At 73.7% G+C, this 15,293-nt stretch carries 17 protein-coding genes; 6 read left to right on the top strand and 11 right to left on the bottom strand.

Annotated elements, in window-relative coordinates; all coding sequences use genetic code 11:
* Nucleotide 1 precedes the first annotated feature (1 nt).
* Entirely contained in the window at nt 2-808 is an 807-nt protein-coding gene (locus FHE66_RS11350; protein ID WP_139073062.1) for an ABC transporter ATP-binding protein, read from the top strand.
* 9 nt (nt 809-817) lie between these two features.
* Complete coding sequence (locus tag FHE66_RS11345) at nt 818-1,792, top strand: ABC transporter substrate-binding protein (protein ID WP_139073061.1); 975 nt, start codon at nt 818-820, stop codon at nt 1,790-1,792.
* Here FHE66_RS11345 and FHE66_RS11340 read toward each other — a convergent pair.
* Nucleotides 1,773-2,465: an SDR family oxidoreductase gene (locus FHE66_RS11340; protein WP_139073060.1), complete on the bottom strand. Its 693-nt coding sequence runs from the start codon at nt 2,463-2,465 to the stop codon at nt 1,773-1,775. The genes FHE66_RS11345 and FHE66_RS11340 overlap by 20 nt on opposite strands.
* A 34-nt stretch (nt 2,466-2,499) precedes the next feature.
* Here FHE66_RS11340 and FHE66_RS11335 point away from each other — a divergent pair, with 34 nt between their 5' ends.
* The gene (locus FHE66_RS11335; protein WP_139073059.1) at nt 2,500-3,159 is read left to right on the top strand and encodes a VOC family protein; all 660 of its coding nucleotides are present in this window, start codon (nt 2,500-2,502) and stop codon (nt 3,157-3,159) included.
* Here FHE66_RS11335 and FHE66_RS11330 read toward each other — a convergent pair.
* Complete coding sequence (locus FHE66_RS11330) at nt 3,149-4,054, bottom strand: cytochrome b/b6 domain-containing protein (RefSeq protein ID WP_139073058.1); 906 nt, start codon at nt 4,052-4,054, stop codon at nt 3,149-3,151. The genes FHE66_RS11335 and FHE66_RS11330 overlap by 11 nt on opposite strands.
* A gap of 202 nt (nt 4,055-4,256) precedes the next feature.
* Here FHE66_RS11330 and FHE66_RS11325 point away from each other — a divergent pair, with 202 nt between their 5' ends.
* Nucleotides 4,257-4,490: a heavy-metal-associated domain-containing protein gene (locus FHE66_RS11325; RefSeq protein WP_230976565.1), complete on the top strand. Its 234-nt coding sequence runs from the start codon at nt 4,257-4,259 to the stop codon at nt 4,488-4,490.
* A gap of 343 nt (nt 4,491-4,833) precedes the next feature.
* Here the strand turns inward: FHE66_RS11325 and FHE66_RS11320 are convergent, their stop codons facing one another.
* The 4 genes from FHE66_RS11320 to FHE66_RS11305 all read right to left on the bottom strand — a co-directional run bounded on the left by FHE66_RS11320 (nt 4,834) and on the right by FHE66_RS11305 (nt 8,020).
* On the bottom strand, nt 4,834-5,781 hold the full coding sequence (locus FHE66_RS11320; RefSeq protein WP_139073056.1) for a TIGR03557 family F420-dependent LLM class oxidoreductase: 948 nt from the start codon (nt 5,779-5,781) through the stop codon (nt 4,834-4,836).
* 70 nt (nt 5,782-5,851) lie between these two features.
* The gene (locus FHE66_RS11315) at nt 5,852-6,472 is read right to left on the bottom strand and encodes an alpha/beta family hydrolase (protein ID WP_168202661.1); all 621 of its coding nucleotides are present in this window, start codon (nt 6,470-6,472) and stop codon (nt 5,852-5,854) included.
* Nucleotides 6,469-6,678 (bottom strand): dodecin, encoded by a 210-nt coding sequence (locus tag FHE66_RS11310; RefSeq protein ID WP_139073055.1) that lies wholly within the window; start codon nt 6,676-6,678, stop codon nt 6,469-6,471. Before FHE66_RS11310 ends, FHE66_RS11315 begins: the two co-directional genes overlap by 4 nt.
* 97 nt (nt 6,679-6,775) lie before the next feature.
* Nucleotides 6,776-8,020, bottom strand: coding sequence for an MFS transporter (locus FHE66_RS11305; protein WP_218013697.1), 1,245 nt, complete (start codon nt 8,018-8,020; stop codon nt 6,776-6,778).
* Nucleotides 8,021-8,082: 62 nt separating this feature from the next.
* On the opposite strand from FHE66_RS11305, the gene FHE66_RS11300 reads away from it, so the two are divergent.
* Nucleotides 8,083-8,925 (top strand): SMP-30/gluconolactonase/LRE family protein, encoded by an 843-nt coding sequence (locus tag FHE66_RS11300; protein ID WP_139073053.1) that lies wholly within the window; start codon nt 8,083-8,085, stop codon nt 8,923-8,925.
* A 103-nt stretch (nt 8,926-9,028) separates the two neighbouring features.
* Nucleotides 9,029-9,880: an SMP-30/gluconolactonase/LRE family protein gene (locus tag FHE66_RS11295; RefSeq protein ID WP_139073052.1), complete on the top strand. Its 852-nt coding sequence runs from the start codon at nt 9,029-9,031 to the stop codon at nt 9,878-9,880.
* An 11-nt stretch (nt 9,881-9,891) separates the two neighbouring features.
* Here FHE66_RS11295 and FHE66_RS11290 read toward each other — a convergent pair whose 3' ends face one another.
* The 5 genes from FHE66_RS11290 to FHE66_RS11270 all read right to left on the bottom strand — a co-directional run.
* A complete protein-coding gene (locus FHE66_RS11290) occupies nt 9,892-11,982 on the bottom strand; it encodes a hypothetical protein (RefSeq protein ID WP_139073051.1) in 2,091 nt (696 codons plus the stop codon).
* A 9-nt stretch (nt 11,983-11,991) separates the two neighbouring features.
* Nucleotides 11,992-13,260 (bottom strand): enolase C-terminal domain-like protein, encoded by a 1,269-nt coding sequence (locus FHE66_RS11285; protein WP_218013696.1) that lies wholly within the window; start codon nt 13,258-13,260, stop codon nt 11,992-11,994.
* Nucleotides 13,257-14,060: an SDR family NAD(P)-dependent oxidoreductase gene (locus FHE66_RS11280; protein ID WP_139073050.1), complete on the bottom strand. Its 804-nt coding sequence runs from the start codon at nt 14,058-14,060 to the stop codon at nt 13,257-13,259. The genes FHE66_RS11285 and FHE66_RS11280 overlap by 4 nt, the downstream gene beginning before the upstream one ends.
* Nucleotides 14,061-14,074: 14 nt before the next feature.
* Nucleotides 14,075-14,890, bottom strand: a complete 816-nt coding sequence (locus FHE66_RS11275) for a carbohydrate ABC transporter permease (protein ID WP_139073049.1) — start codon at nt 14,888-14,890, stop codon at nt 14,075-14,077.
* 1 nt (nt 14,891) lies between these two features.
* The coding region (locus FHE66_RS11270) for a carbohydrate ABC transporter permease (protein WP_139073119.1) at nt 14,892-15,293 on the bottom strand (402 nt) is incomplete at its 5' end.

Below are 15,293 nucleotides of genomic sequence, written 5' to 3'. Positions count from 1 at the left end.
GATGACACAGACACCACCGATCCTCCGCGTCGACCGCCTCTCGAAGTCCTACGGGACCTTCCGGGCGCTGGACGACATCACCTTCGACGTCGCGCCCGGTGAGTTCTTCACCCTCGTCGGGCCCTCGGGCGCCGGCAAGACGACGCTGCTGCGCTGCCTCGCCGGCCTGCTCGAGCCCACGTCGGGCACCGTGGAGTTCAAGGGCCGGCCCGTGACCGGGGTGCCCCGCGAGCTCACCGTCGTCCTCCAGGACTACTCCCGCTCCCTGCTGCCCTGGTTCAGCGTGGAGAAGAACGTCGCGCTGCCGCTGCGCGCGCAGGGCATCGACCGGGCGACGATCGCCGAGCGCACCGCCCAGGCGCTGGCCGACGTCGGGCTCGCCGACGCCGCCCGCAAGCACCCCGGTGAGCTCTCCGGCGGTATGCAGCAGCGGGTGGCCATCGCCCGCGCCATCGCCTACCGGCCCGAGGTGCTCGTCATGGACGAGCCCTTCGCCTCCGTCGACGCCCAGACACGCGCGGACCTCGAGGACCTCGTCCTCGCGCTGCGCGAGGAGTTCGGCATGACGGTCGTCTTCGTCACCCACGACGTCGACGAGTCCGTCTACCTCAGCGACCGGGTCGCCGTCGTCTCCAGGTCGCCCAGCCGCATCACCACCGTCGTCGACATCGACCTGCCCCGGCAGCGCGACCAGATCGCGACCAAGGAGCTGCCGCGGTTCACCCGGCTGCGCTCCGAGGTCTTCGCCGAGATCCGCAACCGCGTGCGTGACTCCGGCGAGCCCACGACCCCCGAGTACGTCATCTGAGGAGCACCCATGAGAGCACGCACGACCACCCTCACCCTCGCCGCTGGCGCCGCGTTCCTGCTCGCCGCCTGCGGAGGTGGCGGTGACCAGCTCGAGGCCGGCGAGGACGGCCTCACCCCGCTCACCGTCCTGCAGATCACGACGATGGACGCCGGGCCGCTGCACCTCGGCGTCGAGGAGGGCTTCTTCGAGGAGGAGGGTCTCGCCGTCGACGTCCAGATCGCCGAGGCCGGCTCGGCGATCGTCCCCTCCGTCGTCAACCAGGAGAGCCCGATCGGCTACGCCAACGCGGTGAGCGACCTCCAGGCCATCGACCAGGGCCTGGACGTGCGGTTCGTCGCCAACTGCTGCGGCGTCGGCACCGACCCTGAGCTCGACACCTCGCGCATCTACGTCCTGCCGGACGGCTCCGTCACCGACGTCCAGGGCCTCGCGGGGGCGAACATCGCGGTGAACTCGGTGAACAACCTCGGTGACCTCACCATCAAGGTGGCCCTGGAGAACCAGGGCGTGGACACCTCGGGCATCACCTTCACGCCGATGAACTACTCCGACATGCCGGCCGCGCTCGAACGCGGCGACGTCGACGCGATCTGGTCGGTCGAGCCGCACAAGTCGATCTCCGACAGCCGCGGCTTCACCCCGCTCATCTCCAACTTCGTCGAGTCCTTCCCCGGCACGACGATCGGGTACTACATCACCAGCGGCGCCTTCGCCGAGCAGAACCCGGAGATCGTCGCCGGCTTCCAGCGCGCGATGGACCGCAGCAACGAGTTCGCCACCGCGAACCCCGACCGCGTCCGCGAGGTCATCGTCGAGAAGCTCGAGATCGACGCCGAGCTCGTCGACCTCACCAACCTCGCGATCTACGCCCCGGGCCTGGACGAGCAGAGCGTCAAGGACATCGCGGCGGCCGCCGTCACCCACGGGATGATCAGCGGCGAGCCGGACTACGAGGAGATCTTCATCCGTCCCGCGGGGTGAACGGCGTGAGGACGAGCTCGGGGACCTCGACGTCGTCGGGGCCCTCGAGCACGTTCCGCACGGCGGCCGCGACGCTGGCCGCGCTCATCGCCGTGCCCGGGTCGAAGTCGCGGCCCGCCGCCGCGTGGATCCGGTGCTGCATGCCGGTGTCCGTCCTGCCCGGGAAGACCGAGGTCACCCGCACCGCTGGCTCCTCCAGGCGCAGGGTGTCGGCGTAGGCCCGCAGCGCGGCCTTGGACGCCGCGTAGGCGGCCCACCCGGGGAAGGTACCCAGGACCGCGGTCGAGTTGACGAACACGACGTGGCCGCGGCTGCGGCGCAGCCCGGGCAGCAGCACGCGGGTGAGCTCGACCGGCCCGGCGAGGTTCGTCGCGAGCACCGCGGCGAGCAGCGCCGGGTCGAGCTCGCCGGCCGGGGCCACGCCCTCGACGCCGGCGCAGTGCACCACCGCCGCCACCTCGAGACCGGCGCACCGGGCGGCGATGCCCTCAGGGTCGGCGAGGTCGAGGACCATGACCTCGGCGCCGGGCACCTCGGCCCGCAGCGGCTCGACGTCGTCCTCGCGGCGCACGGTGAGCACGAGGTCGCGGTGGGCCAACGCCCCGGCGACGGCGCGGCCGATCCCGCGGGCGGCCCCGGTGACGAGGACGCGGCGGGCAGGAAGAGTAGTCATCGACGAGCAGCCTACGCACGACCGGAGGACAGCCATGACCGTGCCCACCACCCTCGACCACCTGCTCTGGGCGGTGCCCGACCTCGCCGACGGCGTCGCCCACCTCGCCGCCCTCACCGGGGTCGAGGCGGTGCGGGGCGGTGCCCACCCCGGGCTGGGCACCGCCAACCACCTGCTCGCCCTTCGGGTGCCGGGGGTGGCCGGACCGCGCCGGACCTACCTCGAGGTCATCGGCCCCGACCCGGAGCAGTCGCTCCCGGCGGACCGGGTGAGCCTCGGCGTCGGGCACGTGCGTGCGCCGTCGCTGCACACGTGGGCCGTGCGGCCCGCGGACCTGGACGCGACCGTGCGCGCGGCCGCGGCCGCCGGGGTCGACGTCGGCGAGGTCCGCGCGACGGAACGCACGACGCCGGACGGGCGGCTGCTGCGGTGGCGGATGACCAGCCGCCGAGAGCTGGGCCTCGACGGCGTCCAGCCGTTCCTCATCGACTGGCGCGACACCCCACACCCGGCGCAGGGCGACCTGCCCGAGCTCACGCTGCTCGACCTCACGGCCGAGGCGAGGGACGTCGCGGCGACCGAGCGGGTGCTCACCGCGCTCGGCGCGCCGCTGCGGGTCACGCCCGGGCCGCGCGACTCGCTGCGCGCCGTCCTGGGCACCCCCCGCGGGGAGGTCGTCCTGGCTACCGCGTGACCTTCCCGGTGAGCGCGGCGACCGGCTGGACGTAGGCGGGCTTGGCCACGACCCACGCGACCACCATGAGGACGACCGCGACCGCGAAGTACGCCACCCCGACCCAGCTCGCGTCGTTGCGCGCCGCGAACATGTGGTTGAGGTTCGCCATCGCCCCGGTGGTGAGCACGAGCGTCACGTGGACGACCGTGAAGCAGACGAAGTAGATCATGATCGGGAAGTGCAGCGCCCGCGCCGCGGACATCGGGAAGAGGCTGTTGAGCCTGACCGGCCCCTTCGGCCACACCGGGGACATGCGCAGCCCGGAGAGCAGGGCGAGGGGCGCCGCGACGAACACCGTGACGAAGTAGGCGAGCACCTGCAGCGCGTTGTAGGTCACCCAGCTGCCGTGCGCCGGCCAGTCCAGCGACAGGTACTGGACTGCCACCGACAGCGCCTGCGGGAAGACGTCCCACGTCGTCGGCACGATCCGCACCCAGTGCCCGGTGACGAAGATGAGGACGAAGAACAGCAGGCCGTTGAGGGTCCACAGGATGTCGACGGCGAGGTGCAGCCAGAGGTTGAGGCTGATCCGGACCGGCTTGCCCTTGCGGGACGTCCGCGGCTGCCAGTGGCCCTTGGGGCGCTGCGTCGTGCGCACGAGCCAGCCGCTGCGCACGATGAAGACGAGGAAGAACGCGTTGAGGAAGTGCTGCCAGCCGACCCACGCCGGGATCCCGACGGGCGCCCAGTCGGGCAGCGGCGTCGTGCCGGGGTGCGCGGCGACGAACTCGGCCACCGCGGGCAGCGTCCGCAGCCATCGCGCGAGGAGCACGAGCGCGACGAGGATCACGAGCGCCACCGGTACCGCCACGGCCAGCTGCTTGGTCCGGCTCTTCTTCGCCTGGGCCGACATTCCTCACCCTCTTCACGACGTCACGGGGCGGCCCACGCCGACCCCGCCACAGCCTAGGCCAGCCGCGGCCCTGCCCCGGCTGCCGTCCGGCTCACCCCGATGCGGATGGTTGACCTAGGTCATGGATGTGGCCGCCCCGTGCTCTTTAGGTTGTGCGCAGCCCAGCCCGAGAAGGGCTGTCCCGGAACGAGAGGAGCCCACCGTGAGCATCGAGACCCTGAACCACACCATCCTGCGCGCCGAGGGCTTCGCCTGCCCGTCGTGCGTCCGCACGATCGAGAAGCAGGTCGCCCGGCTCGACGGCGTCGAGGCGGTCAAGGTCCACTTCGCCTCCTCGCGCGTCGAGGTCGTCCACGACGCCGACAGGGCTCCGCTCGACACGCTCGTCAGCGCGGTCGCCAAGGCCGGCTACCCCGCCACGCCCACGGCGTTCTGAGCGCCGCCGGACCCGGCCGGAGGGCGGAACCTGCCACGAAGTGCCGTCGCCGGGGCCGTTCGCACCGCCGGGGCGGCGTGTCGCGCGGCGTGTCGCGGACTTGGTGGCAGGTTCCGAGCGCGCAGCGCCCCGCGGACGCGGGCGCCCGCCGGACGACACCACGCAGTTCGCGCCGGAGATCGGTGCAGGCATCGGCGTGCACCCCGGACGATCCCTGGCGGAACCTGCCACGAAGTGCCGTCGCCGGGGCCGTTCGCGCCGCCGCGGCGGCGTGTCGCGCGGCGTGTCGCGGACTTGGTGGCAGGTTCCGAGCGGCAGCACTCCGCGGACGCGGGCGCGACGGTCAGAGGCGGGGACGCAGCTCACGCTCGACGAAGTCGAGGAACGCGTCGGGGTCGGGTCCGACGTTCATCGTGACGACGTGGTCGTACCCGGCCTCGGTGAACTCCCGGATCGCGGCGAGGTGCCGCTCGACGTCGGGCCCGCAGGTGAACTGCTCGCGCACGTCCTCCTCGCGCACCGTCGCGGACGCCGCCTCGAAGTTCACCGGGTTGGGCAGCTCGGCCATGACCTTCCAGCCGGTCACCGCCCACCTGGCCTTGGCGTGCGCCTCGCGCACCGCCTCCTCCTCGGTGGCGGCGTAGGCCAGGGGCACCTCGGCGTAGAGCGGGCCGGACCCGCCGGCACCGGTGAAGGCCTCGATGAGCCTGGCGTCGGGGTCGGTGACGAAGAGCGCGTCGCCGAGCTCGCCGGCCAGACGCGCGGCCTGCGGGCCCCCGCCGGCGACGGCGATGCGCGGCAGCTCCTCGGGCAGGTCGAAGACGCGCGCGTCGACCAGCCGGAGGTGCTTGCCCTCGTAGCTCCGGTAGCCGCCCTGCCACAGCAGACGGATGATCTCCAGCGCCTCGCGCAGCATCTCCTGGCGCACGGTCGCGGAGGGCCACGGCTTGCCGACGACGTGCTCGTTGAGCTGCTCCCCCGAGCCGAGACCGAGGGTGAACCGCCCGCCGGAGATGAGTGACATCGTCGCGGCTGCCTGCGCGACGACCGCCGGGTGGTAGCGGATGGTGGGGCAGGTGACCCCGGTGACGAGGCCGATCCGCTCGGTGCGGGCCGCGATGGCGCCGAGCACCGACCACGCGAACGGGCTGTGCCCCTGGACGTCGAGCCACGGGTGGAAGTGGTCGCTGATCTCGACGAAGTCGAAGCCCACCTCCTCGGCTCGCACGGCCTGGCGGATGAGCTCCTCGGGGCCGAAGGCCTCCGCGGCGAGCTTGTACCCGAGCTTCATCGACAACCTCCTGGGAAGTGGGGACGCCCACCGTGACACGCCGCGCCGCGGTCGGCACGGCGGGCGGTCCTCAGGGGACGAGACGGGCGAGCCAGGTGCGGACGGCGTCGGCGATCGCGGCCTGGTCCTTCTTCAGGCCGTGGTCCCCGGCGACGACGACGACCTGCCGGCCGCGCGCGGGCGGCGGCATGCCGAAGGTGTCCCGCTCCCCCTGGACGACGAGCGTGGGGACGTCCACCGCCTCGAGCTCGGGCAGGCGGCTGGGGCTGTCGGGCCGCCCCGGCGGGTGCAGCGGGAAGGCGAGGCAGAGCACGCCGACGGCTTCGAGGGAGGTCGCGGTGCGGCACGCGACCCGCGCGCCGGAGGACCGCCCGCCGACGACGAGCGGGAGCCCGGCGAACGGCCCGGAGTGCAGGTGGAGGGCGACGTCGGTCCAGGCGGTGTCGAGCTGCCGGGCGGGTGCCGGGGCGCGACGGCCGGCCACCCGGTAGGGCTGCTCGACCAGGGCGACCGCCCACCCGAGCTCACCTGCGACGTCGGCCGTGGTGCGCAGGTCCGGCGCTGCGAACCCCCCGCCCGCTCCGTGGCCGAGCATGAGCAGCCCGCGGGGCGCGTCGGCGTGCAGGAGGTGGACGCGTGCCTCACCGCTCGCCGTGGCGATGAGGAGGGCGTCCGGCGGGTGCTCGGTCACGCGTCGACGCGGAAGCCGAGCTTGATGCCGACCTGCCAGTCCGCGACCTTGCCCTCGACGAGGTGGCCGCGGATCTCGGTGACCTCGAACCAGTCGAGGTTGCGCAGGGTCCTGCTCGCCTGCGTGAGGGCGGTGTTCACGGCGTCCTCGATGCCGTCGGGCGACGTGCCGACGATCTCCGAGACGCGGTACACGTTGTTGGCCATGGCGGACCTCCCCGTCGTCCTGCGAGCCGTCCCTCGGCCCACCGGTCACGCTAGCGTCGCCCGCGCCGCCCGGCCCGGGGGACCGTCGGGAACGAGGTCAGGACCCGGCGTCGTCGGCGATGTCGCGGCTGATGCGGAACTCCCGCAGCGGGCGGTTGAGCGCGGCGACGAGGACGATCCCGGCGAGGCAGGCGAGCCCGCCGGACGTCGCGGCGAAGGCCGCCGTCGTCGCGCCGGCGACGAGGCCGGCCCGGAAGTTGCCCACCTCCGGTCCCGCGACGCCGATGACGTGCTCGACCGAGGTGACCCGCCCGCGGTGGCTGTCCGGCGTCGCGAGCTGGACGGCGGCCCCGCGCGCCACCACCGAGACGGTGTCCGCGGCGCCCGCGACGGCGAGCGCGGCGAGGGCGAGCCACAGCGGCCCGACGAGCCCGAAGACGGCGAGCGCGCCGCCCCACACGCCCGCGGCCCAGAGCTGGACGACGCCGGGCCGGTCGGAGCGGGTGACGGCCCCGGAGATGAGTCCCGCCGCCATGCCGCCGACGGCGACGGCGCTGAGGAACAGGCCGAGCGTCTCCGGGCTGCCGCCGAAGCGCTGCTCGTTGATGACGGGGAACAGGGCGATCGGCATCGCGAGGAGGGTGGCGACGAGGTCGGTGACGTACAACCCGCGGAGGACGGGCGAGCGGGTGACGTACCGGATGCCCTCGAGCACGGCGCGCGGGCCGCGCCCGCTGCCGGGCCCGGTGGGCGGCATCGCCGGCAGGAGGAGCACGGCGTACAGCGCCGCGAGGAACGCGACGGCCTGGAGGAGGTAGGCGGCGGTCAGCCCCCACCGCCCGAGCACGACGCCGGCGAGGGCCGGCCCGAGGAGCATCGCCACCTGGAAGCTCAGGTGCTGGATCGCGATGCCCGCGGCGACGAGCCGGCGGCCGAGCAGCCGCACCGGGAAGGTGCGCTGCGCGGAGGCGCCGAGCGCACCGAAGGAGGCCTGGGCGGCGACGAGGAGGAGCAGCACGGCGAGGGAGTCCACGTCCGCGAGCGCCTGCGCGGCGAGCCCGAGCGCGGTGAGGACCTGGGCGAGGATCGTCCAGCGGACGAGGGAGCGGCGGTCGACGGCGTCGGCCAGGGCGCCGCCGAGCAGCCCGAGGACGACGAGCGGCACCGCGCGGACCAGGCCGACGGCGCCGGTCCACACCGGGCTGCCGGTCATCTCCCACACCTGGTAGAGCACGGCCACGGCGGTGACCTGCCCGCCGAGGGCCGCGGCCGACGTCCCCACCCACAGCCGCCGGAAGGACGTGACCCGCAGGGGACGGACGTCGAGCAGGCGGTGACTCACCCGGGCACGGTAACCCAGGGGCCGACTCGCACCGGAAACGCAGGCCCGGGAGACTGGCGGCCATGCGCACAGCCGAGCAGATCACCGATGTCGTCACCTTCCACGGCGAGGGGCCCGTGTGGTCCCTGGACTGGGGAGGGCTGCGGTTCGTCGACATGCTCGCCGGCGGGGTGCTCACCCTGCGTGACGACGGCGAGGTCGACCGGATCACCGTCGGCAAGGTCGCGGCGATGGTGCGCCCCCGTGCCTCCGGCGGCTACGTCGTCGCCACCGAGGACGGCGTCGCCCTGGCCGACGACGTCACCTCCGCCCCCTCCCGCTCGATCCGCCTCACCGACCGGGAGGGTGAGCGGATGAACGAGGGCGGCGCGGCGCCGGACGGGAGCCTGTACGTCGGGTCGATGGCGTGGGACGGCTCCCCCGACGGCGGACGGCTGTACCGGGTGATGCCCGACGGCGGCACGCGGGTGGTCCTGGACCGGGTGTCGGTCTCCAACGGGCTGGGCTTCTCCCCCGACCACACGCTCGCCTACTACGCCGACAGCGGGCCGGGGCGCATCGACGTCCTCGACGTCGACGGCGGGGAGCTCCGCGAGCGCCGTCCGTTCGTCACGGTCGCCGAGGAGGACGGCGTGCCCGACGGTCTCGTCGTCGACACCCAGGGCACGGTGTGGGTCGCGATCAACGGCGGCGGGCAGGTGCGCCGCTACTCCCCCGACGGCGAGCTGCTCGACGTCCTCGAGGTGCCGGTGCCCGGGGTGACCGCGTGCACCCTCGGCGGACCGAGCCTCACGGACCTGTTCGTCACGACGTCGCGCGAGGGTGACGACACACCCGGTGCGGGCGCCCTGTACGCCACGGCGGTCGACGTGCCCGGGCTGCCCGTCCTGCCCTTCGCCGGCTGAGCCGCAGGGCGGTCGGTCGCGCCGGCGCATGGTGCGCCACCGGCCGCACGGTCCGGGCGCCGACCGCCGTCCGGGCCCGGCGGCCGTGGGCCAGACTGGGGGCATGCGCAGCGTCGAGCAGGTCACGGACGTCGTCACCGACCACGGCGAGGGGCCGGTGTGGTCCGCGGAGTGGGGCGGGCTGCGCTTCGTCGACATGCTCGCCGGAGGCGTCCTCACCCTGCGCACCGACGGCACGGTGGACCGGCTCGACGTCGGGCGCGTCGCGGCGATGGTCCGCCCGCGCGCCGGTGGCGGCTACGTCGTGGCGACCGAGACCGGCCTCGGGCTCGCGGAGGCGCCCGACGCCCTGCCCACTCGCGACGTGGCGCTCACGCGAGCGCCCGGCGAGCGGATGAACGAGGGCGCCGTCGCGCCGGACGGCAGCCTCTACGTCGGCTCCTCCACGTGGGAGGTGACCCCCGGAGCGGCCGCGCTCTACCGGGTGCACCCCGACCTGCGCACCGAGCGGGTGCTCGAGGGCGTGACGATCTCCAACGGGCTGGGCTTCTCCCCCGACCACACACGGGCCTACTACGTCGACAGCGGCGCGGGGCGGATGGACCTGTTCGACGTCGTCTCCGGGATCCTCCTCGAGCGGCGCCCGTTCGTCTCCCTGCCGCGCGAGGAGGGCGACCTCGACGGGCTGGCCGTCGACGCGCAGGGCACGATCTGGGTCGCCGTGTACGGCGGCGGGCACGTGCGCCGCTACTCCCCCGACGGTGACCTCCTCGAGGTCGTCGACCTGCCGGTCCCCCACGTCACCGCGTGCACGCTCGGCGGCCCGGGGCTCACCGACCTCCTCGTCACGACCTCCCGCGGCGGGCTGGGCGCCGACGCCCCGGTCGGGGCGGGCGCGGTGTACCGCGTGGACGTCGACGTGCCCGGCCTGCCCGTCCTCCCCTTCGCGGGCTGAGCCTCCGAGCCTCAGGAGCGGGGCACCACCTGCCCGCCGACGACGTCGTAGGTCCGCCCCTGGACCGTGAGCCCCTCGAGGCGCGCGTCGGGGTCGAGGTCGGCGATGCAGCCGCCCGCCGTGACGGTGCCGTCCAGCGCCACCTCGACGCCGAAGATCCCGGCGAGCACGAGCTCGCACCACGCCCCGGCCGAGGAGCAGGACCAGTCGATGATGTAGGGCAGCTGCGGCGGGGTCTTGCGGGCGCCGCCCTCGACGGGCGCGGCGGCCTCCTCGACGAAGTGCGCCTGCCCGGGCGGGCCCTGGTTGGCCGACCGGGCCAGCCCGGGCAGCCACTCCAGGACGACGTCGGGTCGGCCGAGCGCGATCGCCGCGCGCGCCGAGTCGGCCGGCCACGCCGGGTAGGCGCCGTTCCACTGGTGGTCGGCGCGCAGGGAGTAGCCGGCGTCCTCGTCCCACGGGGACAGCGCCCGCATCCACGACGGCGTGCGCAGCTCCTCGACGAAGAAGCGCACCATCTCCTCGCGCTGCTCGGCGGGCAGGTCCTGGGCGATGGTCGTGCCGACGGTGGCGAAGTCGTAGCAGTGGCGGGTCTCGACGAGCGACCCGTCGGGCCGGCGGGCGTGGAAGAAGCCCCGGCCGGGCAGGTAGAGCTCGGTGACGAGCGGGACGAGCGCCTCGGCCTCCGCGCGCAGCCGCGCGGCGTCCCCGGCGCGGCCCTGGTGCTCGCTGATCGCCGCGGCGGTGCGCATGTTCCACACGTTGGCGGCGTTGAGGCTGGCGACCTCGTGGACGTAGGTGCTCACGCACTCGAGGAGGTTGTCGATCTCCCCGTAGTCCGCCAGTCCCGAGGGACCACGCAGCCGGTGCCAGGCGGTGGCCCAGTCGCGCACGTCGTCCCCGATGCTGCGGGTGCGGCCGCCGGGCGTCGTGAGCTCCTCGCCGAGGAAGTCGTGGTCCCCGTGGAGGCGCAGGTAGTCGTGGACGAGGCGGATGAGGGCGTAGTGGTTGACGGAGTACCAGTTGCCCACCGGCCCCCCGGTGAGCCACTCGGTCCCGAAGTGCTCGTCGATGTCCAGGCCCACCCAGTGGGAGATCTGCCGGCGCATGACGGTCGGGTCCAGCAGCGCGTGGACCATCGAGCTCAGCGAGTAGTCCCAGATGAACGTCGTCGTCTGCCAGTACCGCGGCATGAGGGTGTCGTAGGTGCGCCCGAGCACCGAGGCGGGGTTGTCCCGGCGGAACCACAGCACGCCCATCGCGCCCCACCAGTACAGGGTGCGCAGCGCGTGGTCGCTCGTGCGCAGGGCGGGCAGGTGCCCGGAGAACTCCTCGTTTCCGGGGGTGAAGAGCGCGGCGAGCTCGGCGTCCCACCGGGCGGTGGACGCGGCGAGCGCGCCGTCGACGTCGCGCGCGACGCGCTCGTAGGCGGCCGTCACCTCCTCCTCACCGGTCCCGACGACGTGGACGTAGGAGTGGACGACGCTGCGGCCGGGGCCGACGGTCCCGCGTGCCTCGATGAGCTGCGCCGTCCCGGCGTGGTCCACGACGTCACGCCCGGTGGCGTCGACCATGCCCTGGACGGCGACGGCGGACCGGTCGGCGGGCCTGCCCACCCGCCTCGCCCCGGCGACCTCGACCGTGTTCGGTGCCTGCGGCGCCTCGGCGCGCAGCCACGGCCGCGACGGCCGGGTGACGGTCGAGGCGATCCACAGCCCGAGCCGCAGCTCACGCTCCACCCCGGCGGCGTTGCGCACCTCGATCCGCACGACGACCCCCGCCTCCCCGGGCGGGCAGGCCGTCGTCGTGCTCACCTCCCAGCCGTCGACGACCGTGCGCCGCTCGACCCTGTCCGGACGCCACTGGGTGTGGACCGGCTCCCCGAAGGACCGCGCGAGCCGACCGCCGAGGTAGAGCTGGGCGGTGATGGTGTCCCCCTGGGAGACGGGCGGGACGCACAGGGAGCGCACGGCGACGACGTCGTGGTCCACCTGGGCGGTGGCGAGGTGGTTGGTGAGGCCTGGCGGGTTGACCATGTCGTCGAAGCGGTCGACGACGACCGCGCTCGCGAAGTCCTCGACGGTGGGGATCGTGCGGGGCATGGGGTCCTCTCAGTAGGGCTCGGCGGTGAGGGCGGCGGGCCGGCCGGCGGCGTCGGGGTCGGCGAAGTCGGCGTTGGGCAGGAGCGGGTACCAGCCGGGGCGACCAGGGTCGCGGTCGTAGGGGTAGCCGCCGAGCTCGCGGTACAGCTCGGCGTACTCGGCGACCTTGTCGCGGTCGAGGTCGACGCCGAGGCCCGGTGCGTCGGGCACGGCCATCCGGCCCTCGACGTACTCCCGCTTCCCGCCCACGACGACGTCGTCGCGCAGGTGGTGGTAGTGCGCGTCGGCGGCGAAGGCGAGGTTGGGCACGACGGCGCCGAGGTGGAGCATCGTCGCGAGCTGGATCCCGAGCTCCCCGGAGGAGTGGACGGCCAGCCCGAGCTGGAAGGTCTCCGCCACCCCCGCAGCCTTGAGGCACGGACGGATCCCTCCCCAGAAGGTCGTGTCGAGCAGGACGACGTCGACGGCCGGCTGGAGGACGTTCGCCGCGAGCTGCTCGAAGTTGACCACCACCGTGTTCGTCGCGGTGGGGATGCGGGTCCGCTCCCGCAGGCGGCGCATGGCGTTCAGCCCGTAGCACGGGTCCTCGATGTAGTCGTTGTCCAGGTCCTCGATCGCGTGGGCGAAGCGGATCGCCTCCTCGACGCTGAGCACGCCGTTGGGGTCGTAGCGGAAGCGGTCACCGGGCAGCGACCCCGCCAGCGCCCGGTAGGCGGCGAGCTCGTGGTCCGGCGGGAAGACCCCGCCCTTGAGCTTGTGGACCCGGAAGCCGTGCCGCTCCTTGAGCTCGGCCGCGTGGGTGAGGAGCTGGTCCACGGTCCGCACCTCCCCGCTGCCGTCGGCCGAGGGGTAGCGGAAGAACAGGTAGCTGGCGAACTCGACCTCCTCGCGCACCGCCCCGCCGAGCAGTGCGTGGACGGGCAGGCCGGTGTGCCTGCCGAGGAGGTCCAGGCAGGCGAACTCGAGGGCGGCGAGCAGCTGGGTGCGGTTGTTGTACAGGCTCGCGGTCGGGTTGGCGACCATGAAGCGCAGCGCCTCGGTGCGGGCGGGGTCGTGCCCGAGCAGGTAGGGCCGCAGCGCCGCGACGGCGGCCTCGGCGCTCTCCCCACCGCCGCCCATCTCCCCGAGCCCGACGAGCCCGTCGGTGGTCTCGACCTCGACGATGGTGCGCACGAACCGGCCCCAGTGCGCGCCGTTGCTGTGCCGCAGGGGCGCCTCGAGGGGGACGGTGACGGTGGTGGCGCGGACGTCGGCGATGCGCAGCGGGCTGCCTCTCATGCCCCCTCCTCCGGGAGCGCGACGGCGAGGCCGGCGGTGAGCCCGCCGTCGACCTTGAGGTCCGCGCCGGTGACGAACGCGGCCCGCTCGGACAGGAGGAACTCCACGGCGTTGGCGACGTCGAGCGGCGTGCCGACCCGCCCGACCGGGTGGGCGCGGCCCCACTCCGCGAGGACCTCCTCGACGTCGCGTCCCTGGCTGAACAGGCCGGCGGCCCACCGCAGCATCGGGGTGTCGATGGAGCCGGGGCACACGGCGTTGACCCGGATCCCCTCCGGCGCGTGGTCCACCGCCATGGCCCGCATGAGCCCGAGCAGCGCGGCCTTGCTCGCGGTGTACGCGGCGACCCCGGTCTGGCTCGCGTAGGCCTGGGCCGAGGAGACGAGGACGACGGCGCCCCCGCCGCGGGCGCGCAGCAGCGGGATGCCGATGCGGCAGGCGTTGAACGCGCCGCCGACGTTGACGTCCATGACCTCGGCGTAGGTGCCCGGGTCGGTCGCATCGACGGTGCCGTAGCGCTGGATCCCCGCGGCGCAGACGAGTCCGTCGATGCCGCCGTGCGCGGCGCGGACCTCCCAGCCGATCGCGGCGAGCCGTTCGACGTCGGTGAGCTCGGCCGCCGCCGGCTCGAAGGTGCCGCTCGCGCCGGTGAGGGCGGCGGCCGTCCGCGACAGGGCGGCGGTGTCCCGGTCGAGGCCGACGACGGTGGCGCCCGCCCGGACGAGCAGCTCGGCCACACCGGCGCCGATGCCTGCACCGGCGCCGGTGACGAGCACGGTGCGGTCCTTCCACGTGGACACGGTGGTCCCCTTTCTCAGAACTGGCCCAGGGCCAGTCCCCGGGTGAAGGCGCGCTGGGTGAGCAGGAAGAGGACCACGGTCGGGACGGACACGATGAGTCCGCCGGCGAGCACCGTCGGCATGGTCGAGCCGCCGTAGGTGCTCTGGAGCGCCGACAACGCGGTCATGACCGGCCGGGTCTCGGAGGACTGGGTGAGGGTCAGCCCCAGGAGGAGGTCGTTCCAGATGAGCGTGGCCTGGAGGATGAAGACGGCCACGAGCGCGCTGGTGGACATCGGCAGGTAGATGCGCCAGAAGATCCGCCAGGTGGAGGCGCCGTCGACCACCGCCGCCTCGAACACCTGGTAGGCGATCCCGGTGAAGAAGTTGCGCATGACGAACGCGGCGAAGGGCACGGAGATCACGGTGTACACGAGGACCATGCCGGTGCGGGTGTCGTACAGGCCGGTCTGGACGTAGCCGATGAACAGCGGCATGAGGAGCATCTGCATGGGCAGGACCGTCGCGGCGAAGATGACGACGAACCAGAGGAACCCGTGGCGCAGCCGCAGCGCCACGATGGCGAACCCCGCGCCGGCCCCGACGAGGACGGCGAGTGCGGGGGCGACGACGCTGTAGAGCGCCGTCGAGGCGACGCCCTCGGAGATGTTGCCGCGGGTCCAGGCGGTGGAGACGTTCTCGACGAGCCCGCCGAGGCCCACGGCCCGCCACACGGACACGACGCCGTACTGGTCGTCGGTCTTGGCGGCGTTGGCGAGCATGAGGTACACCGGCGCCAGCCACAGCAGGCCGAGCACGACGAGCACGGTCCTGCGGATCCGGTCGGTCATGTCACGCCCCCTTCGGGTCGCCGAGCTGGCGGCGCAGGTAGAGGACGGAGGCGGCGACGGTGACGACGGTGAGGAAGACCGCGACGGCAGCGCCGAGCCCGTAGTCGTTGCTCACGAAGGTCTCCTTGTACATCGTCAGCGCGAGGGTCTCGGAGGACGTACCCGGACCGCCCTTGGTCATCGCCCAGATGATGTCGAACTGCTTGAGCGAGCCGACGATCGCCAGCCCGACGACCACGGTGGTCAGCGGGGTGAGCAGGGGCCACGTCATCGTGCGGAAGAGGGTCCAGCCCGAGGCGCCGTCCACCCGGGCGGCCTCGATGGGCTCCTTCGGGATGGACTGGAGGCCGATGCCGAAGAGCAGCCCGTTGACCCCGGCGCCCTGCCACGTGGCCGCGCCGAT

Origin of the sequence: Georgenia sp. 311, from assembly GCF_006151955.1 — a bacterium.
GTDB lineage: Bacteria > Actinomycetota > Actinomycetes > Actinomycetales > Actinomycetaceae > Oceanitalea > Oceanitalea wutianyii.
The sequence above is the reverse complement of the archived record's forward strand: the minus strand, read 5'-3'. Positions and strand labels throughout refer to the sequence as shown.